We start from the raw sequence: 16,188 nt of genomic DNA on the forward strand, positions 1-16,188 counted from the left end.
TTTTACCGGACGAGGAGCGGCTGACGGCAGACGTGGTTTCGATCGCATCCTCGCCGACCTCATTTCGGCTTCGGCTTCGCAGAATTGATGGTGCCGTCGAGCAGATCGGCAGTCGGCTTCTCCAACTGCGCCCGGCCAAATTCTGTAGCGATCTCCTTCATCCGGGAGGACGACTTGATGACAGAGATGGCGACCTCGTTCAGCACCATGGCCCGTCCGTCCGAGAGGCGGGCCTCCATATGCTCGAAATCGTCGCCGAAGTCGGTCGACCTCAACATCTGCAGCCGTGCGCTCATCACCTCTACGCGCTCCTGAACCTCGGCGACCAGTCGCCCGAGAATGCCGAACGCCCGCCCCCGGTCGAGCACGGGCGGTTCCATGAACTGCTGCCAGAACGGGTGATCCTCGTTCAGCTGGAAGAGCCCGCCCTGGGAGAACTGGCAGATGAGATCCCGGTGTTCGAACTGGGCCCACAGGTCCGGCCGCGGGCGCAGCCCGCCGCTCCCGCTGCCGACCTTCTTCTTGTACGGCTTCTTCTTGAACTTCGGCTCCGGCGCCTCGATCTGGAAGGCGTGGTACGGCACCGGCTCGCCCATCACCTCCAGCCGGAGCGTCGCCTTGAGCTTCTCCCCATACTTTTCGAAGAATTCTTCCTCCGTCATCGGGCGAGCGCCGCCGACGTCGTCGACGAAGCGGTCCCGGATCATCAGCTGATAATGATCCTCGTAATCGTGGGTGAGCTTCCACCCGTCCGAACATTTGAACTGACTGTCTTCCAGCGTGAACGGCTCCCCGGTGCCGGCGTGCGAGACGCGCACCTCAAAGCTCTTACGTCCTGGGGTCGCCTTCAGGTTCCACGGCATCTTCTGGCCGCCGTCGTCGAGATTCTCGAAGTAGAGTTTCCGGACGATGCGGTCTTTCGTTCCGCTCGGGAGCTCCAAGTCGGGCATCCGGTTGGTCCTGTCCGCCGGGAACCGCTCCCGCACCCAATCTCCGAACGCGGAGACCTCGTCTGGGCTGCGGTCGCGGAGGTGCTCGGCCACCGCCGTGGTCACCTTCGACGGAAACTCCGGCGCGTAGAAAAGACTTCCCGGGCATCCGACGAGATCCCGCCTCCCGCCTTCCCCGGGGAACCGGGTCTTCACTTCCACCGTGAGGAACGGCTTCGCCTTGAGCCCCTCGCTGGGGGGAAGAGCGGCGCCACGCTCACGTGCGAAGGCGATGACCTTGTCCTGATCCGCGCGGTTCGCGAATACGTTGAGCCGCTGAAGAACCTTCTCGCCGACGTTCGGGTGGCTGGCGCAGGGCTCGATCGACGCCCGCTCCGAGTTCTTGTCCGAATCGCCGAAATCCATCTCGTTGTAGAGAAACACCCCGCTTTCGGGAGCGTCGATGTCGTCAGCTCCGTCGACCGGCAGACGTTCCATGCGTCCGGCCGACCCACTGCCGGAGATATTCGGGTGGTAGTGCACGGTGACGTTCGCTTCGAAGCGGACGACGTCTCCGCTTTCGTCGATCAACTCCACCCCGCGAGCCGTCGGGAAAGTGAAGCTGTCAAGAGTGTACTGCGTGCGGTAATGCTTAAGCGTCGGCACCGGCTGCGGGTGGCCCGGCAGCGTCGTCCCGGGGCTGATCAGGTCGTTGCGGTAGAACGTCTCCTCGATCGACTCCACGTCCCCGGCGAGGTGGGCGTATTCGGCGAGGCCCTTCGCCGTGCAAAGGCTTTGCTGGCGGCTCGACAGACCGTCGTTCGCATAGGCCGTCATGTAGAACACGTTCGCCTTCCCGAGCGCCGACCGCACGGCGGACGGCATCGCGGAGAGCCATAGCTCCATCCCCTTCCAGTCGGCGACGTGACAGTCGTTGAAGTTCGTGGCGGTCAGGCACACGCCGGTCACTCGGCCCGCGATCCGGCTTCCGTAGACGAGCCCGCACCGCTCCGGTTTGCGGTCCATGAGGAATGCCGCCGTCTTCGTGCCGGACCCGTAGACGCTGTTCGACAGGTCTCCGTCCGCCCACGAGGTGTTCGGGATGATCGCCTCCCTCATCGCCTCCATCGATTCGAACGGGCGCCCGTCGTGGGCGTACAGCAGGTATCGGCCGGCCGGCGAGAGCCCGTACCCCTCCGGGACCTCCACGCACACGATCCAAGCCCGGGTCGCCCCGTAGTTTACGGCGTTTTGCTTGAACTCCCGACAGGCCAACGCCAACCGGACGCCGGGCTTCCGCACCTGTTGCCCGATGTAGAGAAGTTCGGGGCCGATCGTCCGGACGGTCTTCGCGGCGGGCTGCATGAAAGTTCCGATCGGGGGCGGCAAAAGCTATGGATCGCCGACGGTACGGGTCTGCGCAGCAAGCCCGCAAGCACTCGGCACCCATAGCTTTGCGGGTTCCCTGTCGCGGAGCTTGACAGGCATCTCTACCCACCCGATCGGAACCTCCTTAAGCGACTTGTTCGTCCCGCACGGCGGCATCCGAAAGCCGGGCCGAATACCTCGTAATGAACATGCCCTCCGAGAGGCGGCTTGACGGGGCCACTAGCGCGAAATACGCTCCGCGCGAGCGGGGCACGCGGAGCCTCCCAGGCTGCCAGACAGGCGGCAGGGCCTAGGGCCTGACCACTGGGACCGGTGCCTCGCTCATTTTTTCGCGAGCCTGACTCCGGTGCAGACAGCGGAGCGGAGAGGGCAGGCACGCCGATCGGGGCCAAACGACCAACCCCGTTGGATCGTCTTTGTTCCCGAACGATTTGTAGAACCGTGGGGACAACTCCTCCGCATAGCGGGCTTCGGTGAACTGATCCGGATCGGGGTTAAGCAGGGCGCCCAGCGAAGACGCGGCGACGTCCGCCGCGTGCAGCATCACGCGGGACTCGTGCGGCATCGACCGGATCACGTCCGGGTCGACGAGGGACCAATCGATCGTCGAATCGCCGCGGTCCCGCAGGGCGCGAAACATCGCCCGCAGGTCTTGCTGGGGGAGCCGGTCCGTGTGGGAGAACACGAACTTCAGCGGACCGTGCTGCGGTGGCAGCCAGTCGGCGCTGGACGCCGGGTAGAGGCTCTCCGCACCCTCCGGCAGCAGCAGTTCGTCGTCGCGGCAGCGGGCGCAAACATCGCTGACGAGCCGCACGATCCCCCGGGCCGCGTGCCGGACGAGCTCCCCCTTCTGCCGGACTCGACAGCCCGGACTGATGTGCGCTTTATTGACCAAATAAGAGACCGTCAGCACCGGGAGCCGGGCGACCGCTCCTGCGAGCATCACGCGAGACTTGTGGCTCAGGTCGCGGAAGTGAACGCGTTTGACGCTACGGCCCCGGCGCCCCGGCAACGACCGCTCCACGAACGAGAGCTGGTCAACACAGCTCCTTTCAACGCGGTCCGCTACCAGCACGGCGGACATCCCGAACCACGGAGACGAACCGGACGGGTGGTCCGGCGACCGCAGCCGGACGAGTCCTGGGTCGCCGAGGTCGTCGATCCAGACGTTGATCGGCGGCAGGACGAGATCTTGACGTGGGACGTACACGGGGGCTGCTCCTCCCTGGCGACCGCGGCGGGGCAGGCTCCGCCGGTCCGTTAACCAACGGACGTTCACTGCGGGGCCGTGGGCACAGCAAACGGCGTAGCGCCGCGGATGTCAATAGGAGTTGCCGCTGCACGCGCAGCGGCGACCGCGGCGGGGTCTGCCGCGGCCACCATAGAGCGTCGACCTATCGAACGAGAGCGGCGACGGCGGCGTCGAGGGTGCGGGCGGCGAGGTCGCGGGCGGCGGTCTGTTGGGTCTCCAGCCGGTCGATCAGCGCCAGCAACGCGTCCGCCTTCGCCACGATCCGCCGCTGCTCGGCGAGGGGCGGGATGTGTAACTGAAAGCTGTACTGTTTTGATATGGCGACGAAGTCCCTAGTCGTTTGCCGCTTTACATTGTCGACTTGCTCTGTGAACGAGGGACTTTGCAAGAAAATATGGAGGAAATCACTTGTGAGCGTCGAGTTGTCTACGCGGTAGTAGGTGGTTTGAGGTGACAGGACGCACCTCCTGTCACAGATCGCGACTCTCCCCACGCTCCCTTTATGCGTGTATATGACGTCGTTGGGCTCCGCGAATCCGACCCTCAATCGTTTCAACACTGCATCTCCAACCTTGTAGGCACCGTCGTAGTCGATGCCTCCGTGATTCGATACTTGTGCTGCTGTAATGAATGGAAGGCCGTCACCCGAAAATTCCGAGACTTTCGGATGGTTCGCACCGTGATTGCCGTCCTTCAGGTCCGTCAGCGCACCCAGATGAAGAAGGGAGGCTGTGGATCTCAGTGCCCAATTTGCTGGGAGTGCTTTTGTTTTTCCTTCAGCCGCCTCATCGCTGCCGGCGACTTTTGGAACTCGTCGGCGAACATTGGGGTTGCCCCCGCTGTCTTCTAACTCTGCGAGACGTACATTCGCATCGCCTTCCGATGAATCCTGTGGTACCAGATGCCCCTGGGCCGCCAGGGATAAGACTGATGTTCGGAGGTCGGCCGCAGAAACGTCGAAGGACTCGTGGAACAGCGTCTCCAGCGTCTCGGGGGTGGGGTCGGCGGCGAAGCGGGCGGTCGCGGCGCGGGCCAGGGCGGCGCCGCGGGCGTCCCGCTCCGCGTGCTCCGCCTCCAGCCGGTCGCACAGGGCCGTCAACCGCTCCACCGCCGCCACGATGCGGCGCTGTTCCGCCAGCGGCGGGAGCGGGATCCAAAGCTTCTGAAGCGTCTGTGTTTTTAACTTGCAGGTACCGTGGCTCGATCTTTTTACAAGCCGTAGGACGGTCGGTTCCATCGCTCGTAGGACGAGCAGCACGAAGGGGAGCAACTCGGGGTGGCGGAGCGTTACCGCCTTCATGTCTTGGTTGATCGCCACCTCGCGAGACGTGGTAGCGACGGGCCAACTTCTTGCTAAAATCATCCCCCGTACGACCATTAGGAGGGACCCTTCCGGGATCAGTTTCGCCGAGCTGTTGTCGATCGCTTGTTGTGTAATCCGGTCTTGGGCGTCGTCGATTACGACGCTCTTCATGTCCTTCGGACTCACCCAAGGTATTTCGCCGCCCCAATAGCTCGCCTCAGATTTGCGTGGCGTTCCGCCGCCCCTCCAATCCCCGATTCTGCCGAACGTGATTCCCGGTCGCCCCGCATTCTCTTCCACGTCATCCGCGAGGTCGGGGAAGGTTTCGACGATCGATTCATCGCTTTCATCAGGCCGGCAAAGTCGCCCAGCTGCCGCATAGTGCAGCACCAAGACTCGCAGTTTCTCCGCCGCCCTTGGAAGGTCGGCGAATGTATCGAACTTCTCTAAGAACTCAGCGGCGTCCATCACGCCGCCCCCGCCGTGGACTCCAGCGCCGTCCGCAGTTCGTCCCGCAGGGCGGCGCGGGTGGCGGCGATGCGGGCCAGCAGGGCCTCGTACTCCGGCAGCAATTCGTCCACGTCGCCGGGGCCGTCGTCGCCGGCGTGCGGGTTCTTCACGTCCAGATTGTAGCCGTTCTTGGCTACCTCGGCGGCGGACACCCGCCAGGCCTGCTCGGTCTCCTCGCGGGCGGCGAAGCCGTCGGCCTCCTCGCCCCACCACGCCCGGATCGGCTCGAACTCCTCGTACCGGATCGGCTTCGTTTTGTTGTAGCTCTTCACGCCGGGCGGGTAGCGGTGCTCGTAGTACCAGATCTGCTTCGTGGGGCCGCCGGTGTTGGTGAAGAACAGCAGGTTCGTCTTGATGCTGGTGTAGGGCGCGAACACGCCGCCGGGCAGGCGGACGATCGTGTGCAGGTTGAAGTCGCCCATCAGCCGCTCCTTGATCCGCGTCTTCACCCCCTCGCCGAACAGCGTGCCGTCCGGCAACACCAGCCCGGCCCGGCCGCCGGGCTCCAACAACCGCATCAGCAGGACCAGGAAGAGGTCGGCGGTCTCGCGGGTGCGGAAGTCCGCGGGGAAGTTCGCCTCCACGCCGTCCTCCTCCATCCCGCCGAAGGGCGGGTTGGTGACGATCGTCTCCACGCGGTCGCCGCGGCCCCAGCTCTTCAGCGGCTTGGCGAGCGTGTTGTCGTGCTTGACGTTCGAGGGCACGTCCACGCCGTGCAGCATCAGGTTCGTGACGCACAGCACGTGCGGGAGGTGCTTTTTCTCGATCCCGGCGACGCTGTTTTGAACCGTCCGCTCGTCCTCGCCGGTCTTCGCCTGCTCGCGGAGGTGTTCGATGGCGCAGGTGAGAAAACCGCCGGTCCCGCAGGCCGGGTCGAGCACCCGCTCGCCCAGCCGGGGGTTCACCCGGTCCACGATAAAGCGGGTGACGGCCCGGGGGGTGTAGAACTCCCCGGCGTTGCCGGCGCTCTGCAGGTCCCGCAGGAGCTGTTCGTAGATGTCGCCGAACAGGTGCCGGTCGGCGGAGGCGTTGAAGTCGATCCCGTTGATCTTGTTGACGACCTGCCGCAGCAGGGTGCCGTTCTTCATGTAGTTGTTCACGTCCGCGAACGTCTCACGGACCAGCGCGGCGGCGTCGCCGGTGGAGGCGTCCACGTTCTTCAGACCGGGCAGCAGGCGGTTGTCCACGAAGCTGAGCAGGGAGTCGCCGGTGATCCCCTCCTCGTCGGCGGCCCAGTCACTCCACCGCAGGCCGTCGGGCAGGGGGGAGCGGTAGTCGTCCCGCATCAGCTCCAATTCCTGTTCCCGGTCGTCGAAGATCTTCAGGAAGAACAGCCAGCCGAGCTGCTCCAGCCGCTGGGCGTCGCCGTACGTGCCGGCGTCCTTCCGCATCACGTTCTGGATGCTTTTGACGAGCGAGGAAACCGACGACATTGACAGAGCGGGTGGGGCGGGGCGAGAAAAGAGCCGCGGACGGGACGGGCGTCAGGCGGCGACGGCGTAGAGGGCGTGTTCCAGCTCGGCGACGGCTTTCTGGTAGCCGGCTTTGCCGCCGAACAGCCGGACGATCTCGACCGGGGTGCCGAGGCCGTCGAACGGGTGAACCTTGAGCACCTCGAACGACTCGACGCTCTCCACCCCGCCGTCGGCGTATTTATCCAGCAGGGCCGACAGCACCGCGCGGGCCTCCTCGCCGTACTTGGCGAAGGCGTCCCGCTTCCGCACCCCCTCGGCCCGCTCCCGGCGGGTCAGCGGCGGGCGGTCGAACGCGACGTGGCAGACGAGGTCGAAGGCGTCATAATCGGCGCCGACGGCCTCGGCCAGTTCGTCCAGGAAGACGCCCCGCTCGCGGAGTTCGTCCAGCACCGCCCGCTTGCGTTCGGCGGCGTCCCAGGCGGAGAGGAACTCATCGAGCGTCGCGTATCCGCCCCGGACGGTCTTGCGTGTGTAGTCCCGCAGGCTCTCGGTGATCAACTTGCCGTCCGGGCCGAGGTACTGCACCCGCTCGGTGGCGACGGCCACGGGCACGTCGTCGACGTAATACTTCCGCGTCCGGCCCCCGCCCCCCTCGCCGCCCAGCGGGGCGCCGATGTCGATCGGGTCGATGAGTGCGCCCTCGTCGTCGTCAGAATCGTCCGGCGGGACGGGCGGATCGTCGGGGCCGGGCTCGTAGACCTGCACCGGGGTGCCGTCGAAGTCCGGGTCGGCGAAGTGCGAGGTCGCCTGCCGGAAGTCCATGATCGTGAAGAACATCTTCCCGTAGTCCGGCTTCAGCCGGGTGCCGCGGCCGATGATCTGCTTGAACTCCGTCGGGCTGTTGATGACCTGATCCAGCACGATCAGGTGGCAGGTCTGGGCGTCGACGCCGGTGGTCATCAGCTTGCTGGTGGTGGCGATCACCGGCAGGGGGGACTCCGGGTCGATGAAGTTGTCCAGCTGGGCTTTGCCCTCCGGGTTGTCGCCGGTGATCCGCATCACGTAACGGTTTTCCGCGACCGCGAGGTCGGCGTTGGCGTTCACCAGCGCCCGCCGCATCCGCTCGGCGTGTTCGACGTCGACGCAGAACACGATGGTTTTGTGGTGGCGGTCGGTCGCTTTGAGGAACTCGGTGATCTTGGCGGCGACCACCTTCTCCCGCGGGCTCAACACGAGCGTGCGGTCGATGTCGCGGGCGTTGTACTCCCGGTCCTCGATCAGTTCGCCGTACCGGTCCCGTTTACCCGCTTCCGGTCGCCAACCGTCTAGGTCCTTATCCAACCCGATCCGAATCACCTTGTAGGGGGCGAGGAACCCGTCTTCGATCCCCTGACGCAGCGAGTAGGTATAGACGGGGTCGCCGAAGTACTCGCTGTTGGAGACGTCGCGGGTCTCCTTCGGCGTGGCGGTCAGGCCGATCTGGGCGGCGGAGGAAAAGTAATCCAGCACCTGCCGCCACGCGGCGTCCTCAGCCGCGCTGCCGCGGTGGCATTCGTCGACCACGACCACGTCGAAGAAGTCCGGCGAGAACTGCTTATAAATGTTCTGCGCGTCGTCGGTCCCCGTGACCGCCTGGTACAGGCAGATATAGATCTCGTACGATTTGTCGACGGTGCGGTCGGTGATCTTAGTGAGCGCGTTCCCGAACGGTTTGAAGTCGTTGGTCTTCGTCTGGTCGGCGAGGATGTTCCGGTCCACGAGGAACAGGAACCGCTTCTTCGCGCCGCTCTTCCACAACCGCCAGATGATTTGGAAGGCGGTGTAGGTCTTGCCGGTGCCGGTCGCCATCACCAGCAGCACGCGGTCCTGCCCGCGGGCGATCGCCTCGACGGTCTTATTGATCGCGACCCGCTGGTAGTACCGGGGCGTCTTGCCGGACCCGTCGCTGAAGTAGGGGCCGGTGACGACCGCCTCCTGCGCGTCGGTCAGCCCCTTCCATGTGCGGTAGCGGGCCCACAATTCCGATGGCGTGGGGAAGGCGTCGAGGGGCAGTTCCCGTTCGGGGACGACGGCCGTGCCGGTGCGGTCGTGTTCGACGAACGCGTCGCCGTTGGAGCTGTAGGCGAACGGCAGGTCCAGGATCTCGGCGTACGCCAGCGCCTGCTGCATGCCGGCGCCGACAGAATGTCGGTTGTCCTTCGCCTCGACGACCGCCAGCGGCAGTTCCGGTTTATAAAACAGCAGGTAGTCGGCCTTCTTGCCGGTCTCCCGCTTGGTCCGGTTGCCGCGGACGACGACCCGGCCGTCGGTGAAGTACCGCTCCTCCAACAGCTGCGTCTGCAGGTCCCACTTGCCGGGGGCGGTGATCGCCGGCGTGATGAACTTGGAGCGGATGTCGGCTTCGCTGAGGGCCTTCTTGTCCATCGCGGTCTCACGCGGGGAGGCTGACCCTCGCAGGGGCCGGCCGCTCGGCGTCTGTGTGTTGGTTCAACGTGGAGGCTATCCCACGTGCCGATCGTGAACAACGCGACGCCGTTCCGCTTCGACGAGCGGGAACGTCGCTAATCGAGAGCCGCTATCGCCGCACTGTGAGGCGACGCCGCGGACTACCCGCCAGTCCTTTCCCCAGTCGGAAGACCCCATGCCCGACCCGCCGCCCGCAGTGGCTTCGTATCTACCCCTGACACCCCTGACGGTCCCGCCGCTTGCCGCCGCCGATTCGTCCGGCCCGTGGGCGAACGACCTGTTCCCGGCCGTCCTGCTGCTCGCCCTCGGGGCGGCTCTGGTCGCGCTGGGGGCGTGGATCGTCAAGCCGCCGCCCGGTCCGCCGCAGCCGCCGGAGAGACCGCCGAGAAGCCGAGGGGGCCGCCGCCGCAATCGCGGCCGGCCGACCGGCCCGAACTCGCAGTACGCCAGCTCTCCGCCGGACCCGCTCCGCCGCCCGCTGCGGCTGCCGTAGCGGGTCCGGCGTTCATGCACCCACTCACTCGAACCCGAAAGGAGGTGGCTCCTTGAGCCACGTCGTCACGATCGAGACGAAGCTGAGAGACCCGGCGGCGATCCACGCCGCCTGCGTCCGGCTGAACCTGCCGGAGCCGAAGACCGAGACCGTCAAGTTCTTCGACGGCAGCGAACACATCGGCCTCGCGGTGCGACCGCCGGGGTTCGTGTACCCCGTGCTGATCCAGCAGGACGGGAACGTCCGCTGCGACACGTACAACGGCCGGTGGGGCGACGAGTCGTTCCTCGGTCGCCTGAAGCAGACCTACGCCGTCGAAGCCGCCAAGCTGCAGGCGAAGGCTCGCGGCCACCGGATCGCCGAGACGCCGCTGCTCGACGGCGGCGTGAAGCTGACTGTCACCGCCGGGGCCGCGGGCTTTGGCGGAGCCCACTGCTACGGGGGGCTCGCCTGATGAACCCCCGCATCGAGATCACCGTCACGCCCGAGGGCGAGACGAGCGTCGAAACCAAGGGCTTCGCCGGCCCCAGCTGTAAGGCAGCCAGCAAACCCTACGAGGACGCCCTCGGCGCCAAGAGCGCCGAGCGGCTGACGCCGGAGTACCGCATGACCGAGCAGGTCGGCGAACCGGAGCGGCTGCGGACGTAGATCCCGCGGCTGAGTTCTTTCACAACCTGAACCCCCCCAGAAAGGAGGCGCCGATGCGGCGCTCCCACGGCCCCCGCGGGCGACCGCGGAGGGCGTCGAGTCGACGCCCGCGACGCACGTGCCGGCGGTACGCCGGACCTCGTCGATCGTCCCGCCGCTCGGGACCGTCTTCCGGTCGAAGGCGATCCCGCCCCCGGACCCGAGAAGCTCCCGGCGAGTCCGACGCCCGCGTCGACGCGTCGCCGACCGCCGCGGAACCGTCAGCGCTGACCGCCCGGCTGACCGAACTGATCGCCGCAGCCTTCCCGGGCGTGCTGGTGACCAGCGACGAACCCGAGGAAGTCCTCCGCGACCTCGCCCGGCTGTGCGGCGAGCGGAAGTGGCACCTCGCCACGTGGACCGCCGCCGGCGGCGAGGAGGGGGCGAGCGACCCGCTGGCGGCGGTGAAGGCGTTGCCGGTCTCCGGCGACGGCGAGACCCCCTCGATCCTCGCGATGGTGCACGTGCACCGGTACTTCCAGTCGGCGGAGTTGCTGGCGGCGATCCGGACATCGCTCGCCGCGGGCAAGACCCGCCGTGCGCTCCTGGTCCTCGTGCAGCCCACGGAGCAGTTGCCCGCCGAACTGCGGCGGGACTTCGTGACGGTCGCCCACCCGCTGCCGTCGCGGGACGAGTTGGACGCCGTCGCCCGGGGCGTCGCGACGGAGCCGGGCGAGTTGCCCGAGGAGCTGTGGGCGGTGCTGGACGCCGCCGCCGGACTGACCCGGAGCGAGGCGGAGAACGCCTTCGCCCTCTCGCTGGTGCGGCACGGCAGGCTCGACCCCGACCCGCTGTGGGAATTGAAGGCGAAACAACTCGCCGGCTCCGGGGCGCTGACGCTGCACCGCAGCGGCCCCGGCTTCTCAGCCCTCGGCGGCCTGAACGCCCTCAAGGACTTCTGCCGGACCGCCCTGACCAACCGGCACCCGCACGCCGAGCCCAAGGGCGTGTGCTGCTAGGGCCGCCGGGCACCGGCAAGAGCGCGTTCGCCAAGGCCCTCGGCAGCGAGGTCGGCAGACCCACGCTCTCGCTCGATATCGGCGGCCTGATGGGTTCGCTCGTGGGCCAGTCGGAGGAGAACACGCGGCGGGCCTTGGCCACCGTCGAAGCCATGTCCCCGTGCATTATATTTGTCGACGAGATTGAGAAGGCTCTCGCCGGGACCTCCGGCGGGCAGCAGGACAGCGGGGTCGGCACGCGGATGCTCGGCACGCTGCTGAGTTGGCTGGCCGACCGCCCCCGGGGCGTGTTCGCCGTCGCCACCAGCAACGACGCCTCGAGGCTGCCGGCGGAACTCACCCGCTCGGGCCGCTTCGACGCGACGTTCTTCCTCGACCTGCCCGCCGCCGGGGAGCGGTCCCAAATTTGGGACAGGTACCGGGCGGAGTACGGGATCGCCGCCGACGACACGCCCGCCGGCGACGACGGCTGGACCGGGGCGGAGATCGAGTCCTGCTGCCGCCTGAGCGCGCTGCTGGGCGTTTCTTTGGCCGAAGCCGGGCGATACGTCGTCCCGGTCAGCGAGAGCGGCAGAGAGCAGCTGGCGAAGCTGCGGCGGTGGGCCAGCGGTCGGTGCTTGAACGCCGAGGGCGGAGGCCCTTACCGGGTGCGTACGGAGCAATCCGTCGATCAGCGGCCCCGCCGCAAAACCCAGCGGAAACGACCGCCCGGCGGGAACTACTCGCTGAACTGACGCGGCTCCGAGCCGCTCCGCTTTCTTCACACGCCCCGGCCCCCCGCCGGGGCGTTTCTCTTTTCCCACCCGTCACCCCCACAGGAGCCGCCATGACGCTGCTGATCGGCCCGCCGCGACGCGGGCGAGTTGAAGACGACGAGGATCTGTCCGACGCGGAGACCGACCACGGGGCCGCGGAGGTCGCCGTGCTCGACGAGGAGCGGGATCACCGGGAACGGGACCCCGCCGAACGGCTGCGGGGGGACGCCGCCGCGGTCCGGCTGCACGTGAGTTGGCCCGGCCTGCGGCGGACGCTGTCGGCGGAGCAGAAGGAGGACGCCGCGTCCCCCTTCGACGCCGAAAGCGGAAGCCTCTCCGCCAGCAAGAAGCTGCTGGACACCAAGCACCCGGCCCTCCGGGCCGCGGCGAAAGTCCGGCACGCCGCCGTGTCCCACTGGAAGTCGGCGTCCCTGCCGTACCCCGAGAACGGCGTCCGCCTGCTGCCCCGGACCGACCTGCCCGCCTTCGAGCGGCGGATGACCGAGTTGCAGGCGGAACTGGCCGACGCCGCCGCGGAGGTCGACCGTTGCCGCGACGAACTCGTCTCCCGGGCCCGCCGCCGACTCGGCGACCTGTTCGACCCCGCGGACTACCCGCCCTCGCTGGCCCCGCTGTTCGGCCTGAGCTGGGACCTACCCGCGGTGGAGCCGCCGGACTACCTGCGTCGCCTCTCGCCTCGCCTGTACCAACGGGAGTGCGACCGGGTCCGGCAGCGGTTCGAGCAGGCCGTGGAGCTCGCCGAACAGGCGTTCGCCCAGGAATTGGCCCAACTGGTCGAACACCTGCGGGAACGGCTGACCGGCGGCGAGAACGGCGGGCCGCGGGTCTTCCGCGACTCCGCCGTGGAGAACCTGACCGAGTTCTTCGCCCGCTTCCGCCGGTTGAACGTCAGCGGCAACGCGGAGTTGGACGCCGTGATCGCCGAGGCCGAGGGCCTGATGCGGGGCGTGGACGCCGCGGACCTGCGAGCCAGTACCGGCGTCGGTTGGCTCCAACAGCGGGTGCGGGAAGGGCTGACCGGCGTCGCCGAAGCCCTCGATCCCCTGATCTCCGACGCCCCCCGCCGCCGCGTGCTGCGGAGCCCGCGATGAGCGGCGGGACGCAGGAACTATTTATCGACTCCGACGGCACAGCCCGAGGTTTATACGGCGAGCTGATCGACGCGGACCTGATCGGCAGTTGCCAGATTGCCCGCGCCAGCCATGTGGAGCCGCACCCCGGCGGCGGCTGGACGGCTGATCTCTCACCCAGCGGCGGACCCGTGCTCGGTCCGTTCCCGCTGCGGAGCGACGCGTTGACCGCGGAGGCCGACTGGCTGACGCGGAACCTGCTGAACGGGCCGGGCTGAAACGCCCGGCGTTAACCCCACTGCGACTGCCCCCGACGCGGCGGATCGGCCCGGTGCCGGTCCGCCGTTTTTTCTTTCCCACCTCGTTTCAACGACAGGAGCACGACATGCCCCAGCACGAACTGAACCGGCGGATCGCAGCGGCCACCGGCGAGAGCGTCGGCGAGATCGCCCGCCTCGGCTTTCAACTGGACGACCCGGCGGCGTTCGCCCACTTCGACGACGACCTCGGCCCCATCGACTGGGACGCCGAGCAGGCCCGGCGGCGGACGAACCCGCACCGCTGCGGCCGCGGGAAGGTCGCCTTCCACTGAGCCCGCGACTTGCGGCGTCACGACCGGCGGCGGGCTGATCCCCGTCGCCGGCCTTTCATTCACCCCCCCCACCACCAAACCGAGAGAAGGAGTCGCCCCTTGCCCCCGATCACGCTGCCCCGTCGGACGCTGCACGCGTTCCGGACCGTGGCGAAGAAACACCTCGGTCTGAAGGCCCGCGACGACGGACCCTGCGTCCGCGTCGACGCCGCCGACGAGGGCGGAACTCGGCTCACTGCCGTCGGTGCCGACGGTCGCGGCATCAGCCTACTGGTCCCCGGCGATCGTCCGCCCGCCGGGCTGGTCCTGCCGTTCGATCTGCTCGCTCAGGCCGGAGCCGCCAAGAACGGCGACGTGCAGCTGTCCGAGGCGGACCGCGGCAACGCCGTGGTCGCCAACTGGGAGGAGCGGGGCGTGCCCCGTAGCACCCGGGTTGCGCTCGAGAAAAAGGACCGCGACCGAGCCGCGAACTTTGAGCCCCCGGCGGTTCCCGAGTGGACCGACCCGGGCGACGGTTTCGGCGACGCCCTGCGAGCCGCCTGCGAGGTGACCGACGCCGACAGCGGGCGGTACGCCCTCGGCTGTGTGCGGCTCGATCCCTCCGCCGGTCGGATCGAAGCGACCGACAGCCACCATCTGCTGATCGCCCGCGGGTTCCGGTTCGGGTTCGACCAGCCCGTGCTGCTGCCGGCCCCGCACGCGCTCTCTGCCGCGCCGCTGCGCAAACAGGACGTCCGGGTCGCGTTTCTGCCCGGCGGACGTCAGGCGGGCGTTCTCGCGTTGCGGTGCGGCGACTGGACGGTCTGGTCGCCGGAGGCCCGGGACGCCCGGTTCGCGGACCTCGACCGGGTCGTGCCGGGCGGCGAGGGCAAGGCCGCCGTCGGCCTCACCGAAGCCGACGCGGCCTTCCTCGCCGACCGGCTGGACCGCCTGCCGGGCGCCGGCGCCGAGCGGCGGCCGGTGACCTTAGAGATCCGCGACGGCGTCTTTTTGGTGCGTGCCGCCGAGGAGGACGGTGCCCCGGTGGAGTTGGCGACGGCCTCTTCGCAGGTCCGCGGTGCCGCGGTCTGCGTGGCCGACCGACGGTTCGTCGCCCGGGCCCTCACCGCCGGCTGCACGCAGTGGGCGCTGAACGGGCCGGAGGAGCCGGTTCGCTGCGACGGCCCCGACGCCGACGAGGGACACCCCGGTGTCACCGTCGTCTTCGCCACGCTGGCCGGCGACCCGGTTCCCGCCGAGGGCGCCGTGCGATTGACCGCGGACGGTCCGTCGTCGCCGGTTGCCGCGGCGTCCACGTCTTCCCCGGCCCCTGTCCCTGCCAAACGCCCCGCCGCCCCGATGCCCGCGAACCGCCTGAACGGCCACGCCGCCGCCGACCCCGAGGCCCTGCTGGACCGGGCGACGGCCCTGCAGGCGACGCTGGCCGACGCCGCCGCGGAGGCGAAGGGGCTGGCCGCGGACCTGCGGAAGCTGAAGCGGCGGGACCGGCTGGTCTCCAGCGCCCTCGGCAGCCTCAAGCGGCTGGGCTCGCTCACCACGTAGCCCGCCGCCCCATCCACAACACGGAGATTCGCATGTTGAAGTTGAACGTGGGGCTGTCCCGCAAGGTGGGGCAGCCGGACTACGGCTCGAAGGGGGCCATGGTGAACGTCGAGGTGGAGCTGACCGCCGACCTGCTGAAGGACCACGAGCGGCTGCGACGGCAGGTCCGCGGGATCTTCGGCGTGATCCGCGAGACCGTCGACGGCGAACTGGGCGTGGCGACCGGCCGGAACGGCGGCGGCCGTCTCGCCGGCCCGCCCTCGACCGGTGGCCCCGCGGCGAACGGTTCGTCCGGGAACGGTCACGCAAGCAACGGCCGCGGCTCGCTGCCCTGCACGGAAAAGCAGGTGCGGGCGTTGCACGCCTTCAGCCGCAAGGCCGGCGTCGAGTTGACAGAGGAGTTGCGGCGGCGGTTCGGCCTGACCACGGCCGAGGAGTTGTCGCGGCGGCAGGCCAGCGAGGCGATCGACGGGTTGAAGGAACGGGCCAAGTGCTGACCGACTTCGCGGAGAACCCCGCCCCGCCCGGGAACGGGCGGGGCGGGCCTTTCCTCTTTAGCTCGCGGTCGGTCAGCTGCGGGCGGCCGATCCCGGGCATCGGCACACGGGGCGGGGACGGCCTCAAAGTCACGGTCGCACCAGGGAAGAGGGCGGAGGGGAGCATCCCCCGCGACCTCCCCCTTCGCCGTGACGGAGACGAACGCTCAAGAAACAACGCTCCCCGGGGCGGCCCTCCGGCCGACCCGGAGTGATTATGGAATGGAGGAAGCCCGCTTCCTCGACAACGGACGAATTCTTCCGGTCGC

General features: G+C 68.2%; 15 protein-coding genes. 10 read left to right on the forward strand and 5 right to left on the reverse strand.

The features are described from left to right. Positions 1-59: 59 nt before the first annotated feature. From ACG2DA_RS09840 to hsdR, 5 genes are all read right to left on the reverse strand, one after another. Positions 60-2,294: a hypothetical protein gene (locus ACG2DA_RS09840; RefSeq protein ID WP_395255419.1), complete on the reverse strand. Its 2,235-nt coding sequence runs from the start codon at positions 2,292-2,294 to the stop codon at positions 60-62. A 313-nt stretch (positions 2,295-2,607) separates the two neighbouring features. Next, positions 2,608-3,528 carry a hypothetical protein gene (locus tag ACG2DA_RS09845; protein WP_395255420.1) on the reverse strand — a complete coding sequence of 307 codons (921 nt, stop codon included), beginning with the start codon at positions 3,526-3,528 and terminating at the stop codon, positions 2,608-2,610. 184 nt (positions 3,529-3,712) lie between these two features. Next, positions 3,713-5,341 (reverse strand): restriction endonuclease subunit S, encoded by a 1,629-nt coding sequence (locus tag ACG2DA_RS09850; protein WP_395255437.1) that lies wholly within the window; start codon positions 5,339-5,341, stop codon positions 3,713-3,715. Next, the gene (locus ACG2DA_RS09855; protein WP_395255421.1) at positions 5,341-6,816 is read right to left on the reverse strand and encodes an N-6 DNA methylase; all 1,476 of its coding nucleotides are present in this window, start codon (positions 6,814-6,816) and stop codon (positions 5,341-5,343) included. Before ACG2DA_RS09855 ends, ACG2DA_RS09850 begins: the two co-directional genes overlap by 1 nt. A gap of 51 nt (positions 6,817-6,867) precedes the next feature. Continuing rightward, positions 6,868-9,222 carry an EcoAI/FtnUII family type I restriction enzme subunit R gene (gene hsdR, locus ACG2DA_RS09860; RefSeq protein WP_395255422.1) on the reverse strand — a complete coding sequence of 785 codons (2,355 nt, stop codon included), beginning with the start codon at positions 9,220-9,222 and terminating at the stop codon, positions 6,868-6,870. A gap of 217 nt (positions 9,223-9,439) precedes the next feature. Between hsdR and ACG2DA_RS09865 the strand changes: the two genes are divergently transcribed. The 10 genes from ACG2DA_RS09865 (at position 9,440) to ACG2DA_RS09910 (ending at position 15,880) form a co-directional block, all read left to right on the forward strand. After that, positions 9,440-9,757, forward strand: a complete 318-nt coding sequence (locus ACG2DA_RS09865; protein ID WP_395255423.1) for a hypothetical protein — start codon at positions 9,440-9,442, stop codon at positions 9,755-9,757. Positions 9,758-9,809: 52 nt separating this feature from the next. Continuing rightward, the gene (locus ACG2DA_RS09870) at positions 9,810-10,211 is read left to right on the forward strand and encodes a DUF1257 domain-containing protein (RefSeq protein ID WP_395255424.1); all 402 of its coding nucleotides are present in this window, start codon (positions 9,810-9,812) and stop codon (positions 10,209-10,211) included. Further along, complete coding sequence (locus ACG2DA_RS09875; protein WP_395255425.1) at positions 10,211-10,405, forward strand: DUF2997 domain-containing protein; 195 nt, start codon at positions 10,211-10,213, stop codon at positions 10,403-10,405. The genes ACG2DA_RS09870 and ACG2DA_RS09875 overlap by 1 nt, the downstream gene beginning before the upstream one ends. A gap of 311 nt (positions 10,406-10,716) precedes the next feature. Continuing rightward, a complete protein-coding gene (locus ACG2DA_RS09880) occupies positions 10,717-11,403 on the forward strand; it encodes a hypothetical protein (protein ID WP_395255426.1) in 687 nt (228 codons plus the stop codon). Further along, positions 11,394-12,137 (forward strand): ATP-binding protein, encoded by a 744-nt coding sequence (locus ACG2DA_RS09885; RefSeq protein WP_395255427.1) that lies wholly within the window; start codon positions 11,394-11,396, stop codon positions 12,135-12,137. The genes ACG2DA_RS09880 and ACG2DA_RS09885 overlap by 10 nt, the downstream gene beginning before the upstream one ends. 92 nt (positions 12,138-12,229) lie before the next feature. Then, on the forward strand, positions 12,230-13,270 hold the full coding sequence (locus tag ACG2DA_RS09890; protein ID WP_395255428.1) for a hypothetical protein: 1,041 nt from the start codon (positions 12,230-12,232) through the stop codon (positions 13,268-13,270). Beyond that, a complete protein-coding gene (locus ACG2DA_RS09895; protein WP_395255430.1) occupies positions 13,267-13,527 on the forward strand; it encodes a hypothetical protein in 261 nt (86 codons plus the stop codon). The genes ACG2DA_RS09890 and ACG2DA_RS09895 overlap by 4 nt, the downstream gene beginning before the upstream one ends. Positions 13,528-13,634: 107 nt before the next feature. Continuing rightward, on the forward strand, positions 13,635-13,841 hold the full coding sequence (locus tag ACG2DA_RS09900; protein ID WP_395255431.1) for a hypothetical protein: 207 nt from the start codon (positions 13,635-13,637) through the stop codon (positions 13,839-13,841). Between the two features lie 99 nt (positions 13,842-13,940). Continuing rightward, positions 13,941-15,383 (forward strand): hypothetical protein, encoded by a 1,443-nt coding sequence (locus ACG2DA_RS09905; RefSeq protein ID WP_395255433.1) that lies wholly within the window; start codon positions 13,941-13,943, stop codon positions 15,381-15,383. A 32-nt stretch (positions 15,384-15,415) separates the two neighbouring features. After that, a complete protein-coding gene (locus ACG2DA_RS09910) occupies positions 15,416-15,880 on the forward strand; it encodes a hypothetical protein (RefSeq protein WP_395255434.1) in 465 nt (154 codons plus the stop codon). The last annotated feature ends 308 nt before the right edge of the window (positions 15,881-16,188 follow it).

It is taken from the genome of Alienimonas sp. DA493, from assembly GCF_043951915.1.
Lineage (GTDB): Bacteria > Planctomycetota > Planctomycetia > Planctomycetales > Planctomycetaceae > Alienimonas.

Excerpts from the sequence above, each read along its gene's own strand:
- ACG2DA_RS09840 (WP_395255419.1), bottom strand. The coding sequence starts at position 2,294 with ATGCAGCCCGCCGCGAAGACCGTCCGGACGATCGGCCCCGAACTTCTC.
- ACG2DA_RS09850 (WP_395255437.1), bottom strand. The coding sequence starts at position 5,341 with ATGGACGCCGCTGAGTTCTTAGAGAAGTTCGATACATTCGCCGACCTT.
- ACG2DA_RS09855 (WP_395255421.1), bottom strand. The coding sequence starts at position 6,816 with ATGTCGTCGGTTTCCTCGCTCGTCAAAAGCATCCAGAACGTGATGCGG.
- hsdR (WP_395255422.1), bottom strand. The coding sequence starts at position 9,222 with ATGGACAAGAAGGCCCTCAGCGAAGCCGACATCCGCTCCAAGTTCATC.
- ACG2DA_RS09865 (WP_395255423.1), top strand. The coding sequence starts at position 9,440 with ATGCCCGACCCGCCGCCCGCAGTGGCTTCGTATCTACCCCTGACACCC.
- ACG2DA_RS09875 (WP_395255425.1), top strand. The coding sequence starts at position 10,211 with ATGAACCCCCGCATCGAGATCACCGTCACGCCCGAGGGCGAGACGAGC.
- ACG2DA_RS09890 (WP_395255428.1), top strand. The coding sequence starts at position 12,230 with ATGACGCTGCTGATCGGCCCGCCGCGACGCGGGCGAGTTGAAGACGAC.
- ACG2DA_RS09895 (WP_395255430.1), top strand. The coding sequence starts at position 13,267 with ATGAGCGGCGGGACGCAGGAACTATTTATCGACTCCGACGGCACAGCC.
- ACG2DA_RS09900 (WP_395255431.1), top strand. The coding sequence starts at position 13,635 with ATGCCCCAGCACGAACTGAACCGGCGGATCGCAGCGGCCACCGGCGAG.
- ACG2DA_RS09910 (WP_395255434.1), top strand. The coding sequence starts at position 15,416 with ATGTTGAAGTTGAACGTGGGGCTGTCCCGCAAGGTGGGGCAGCCGGAC.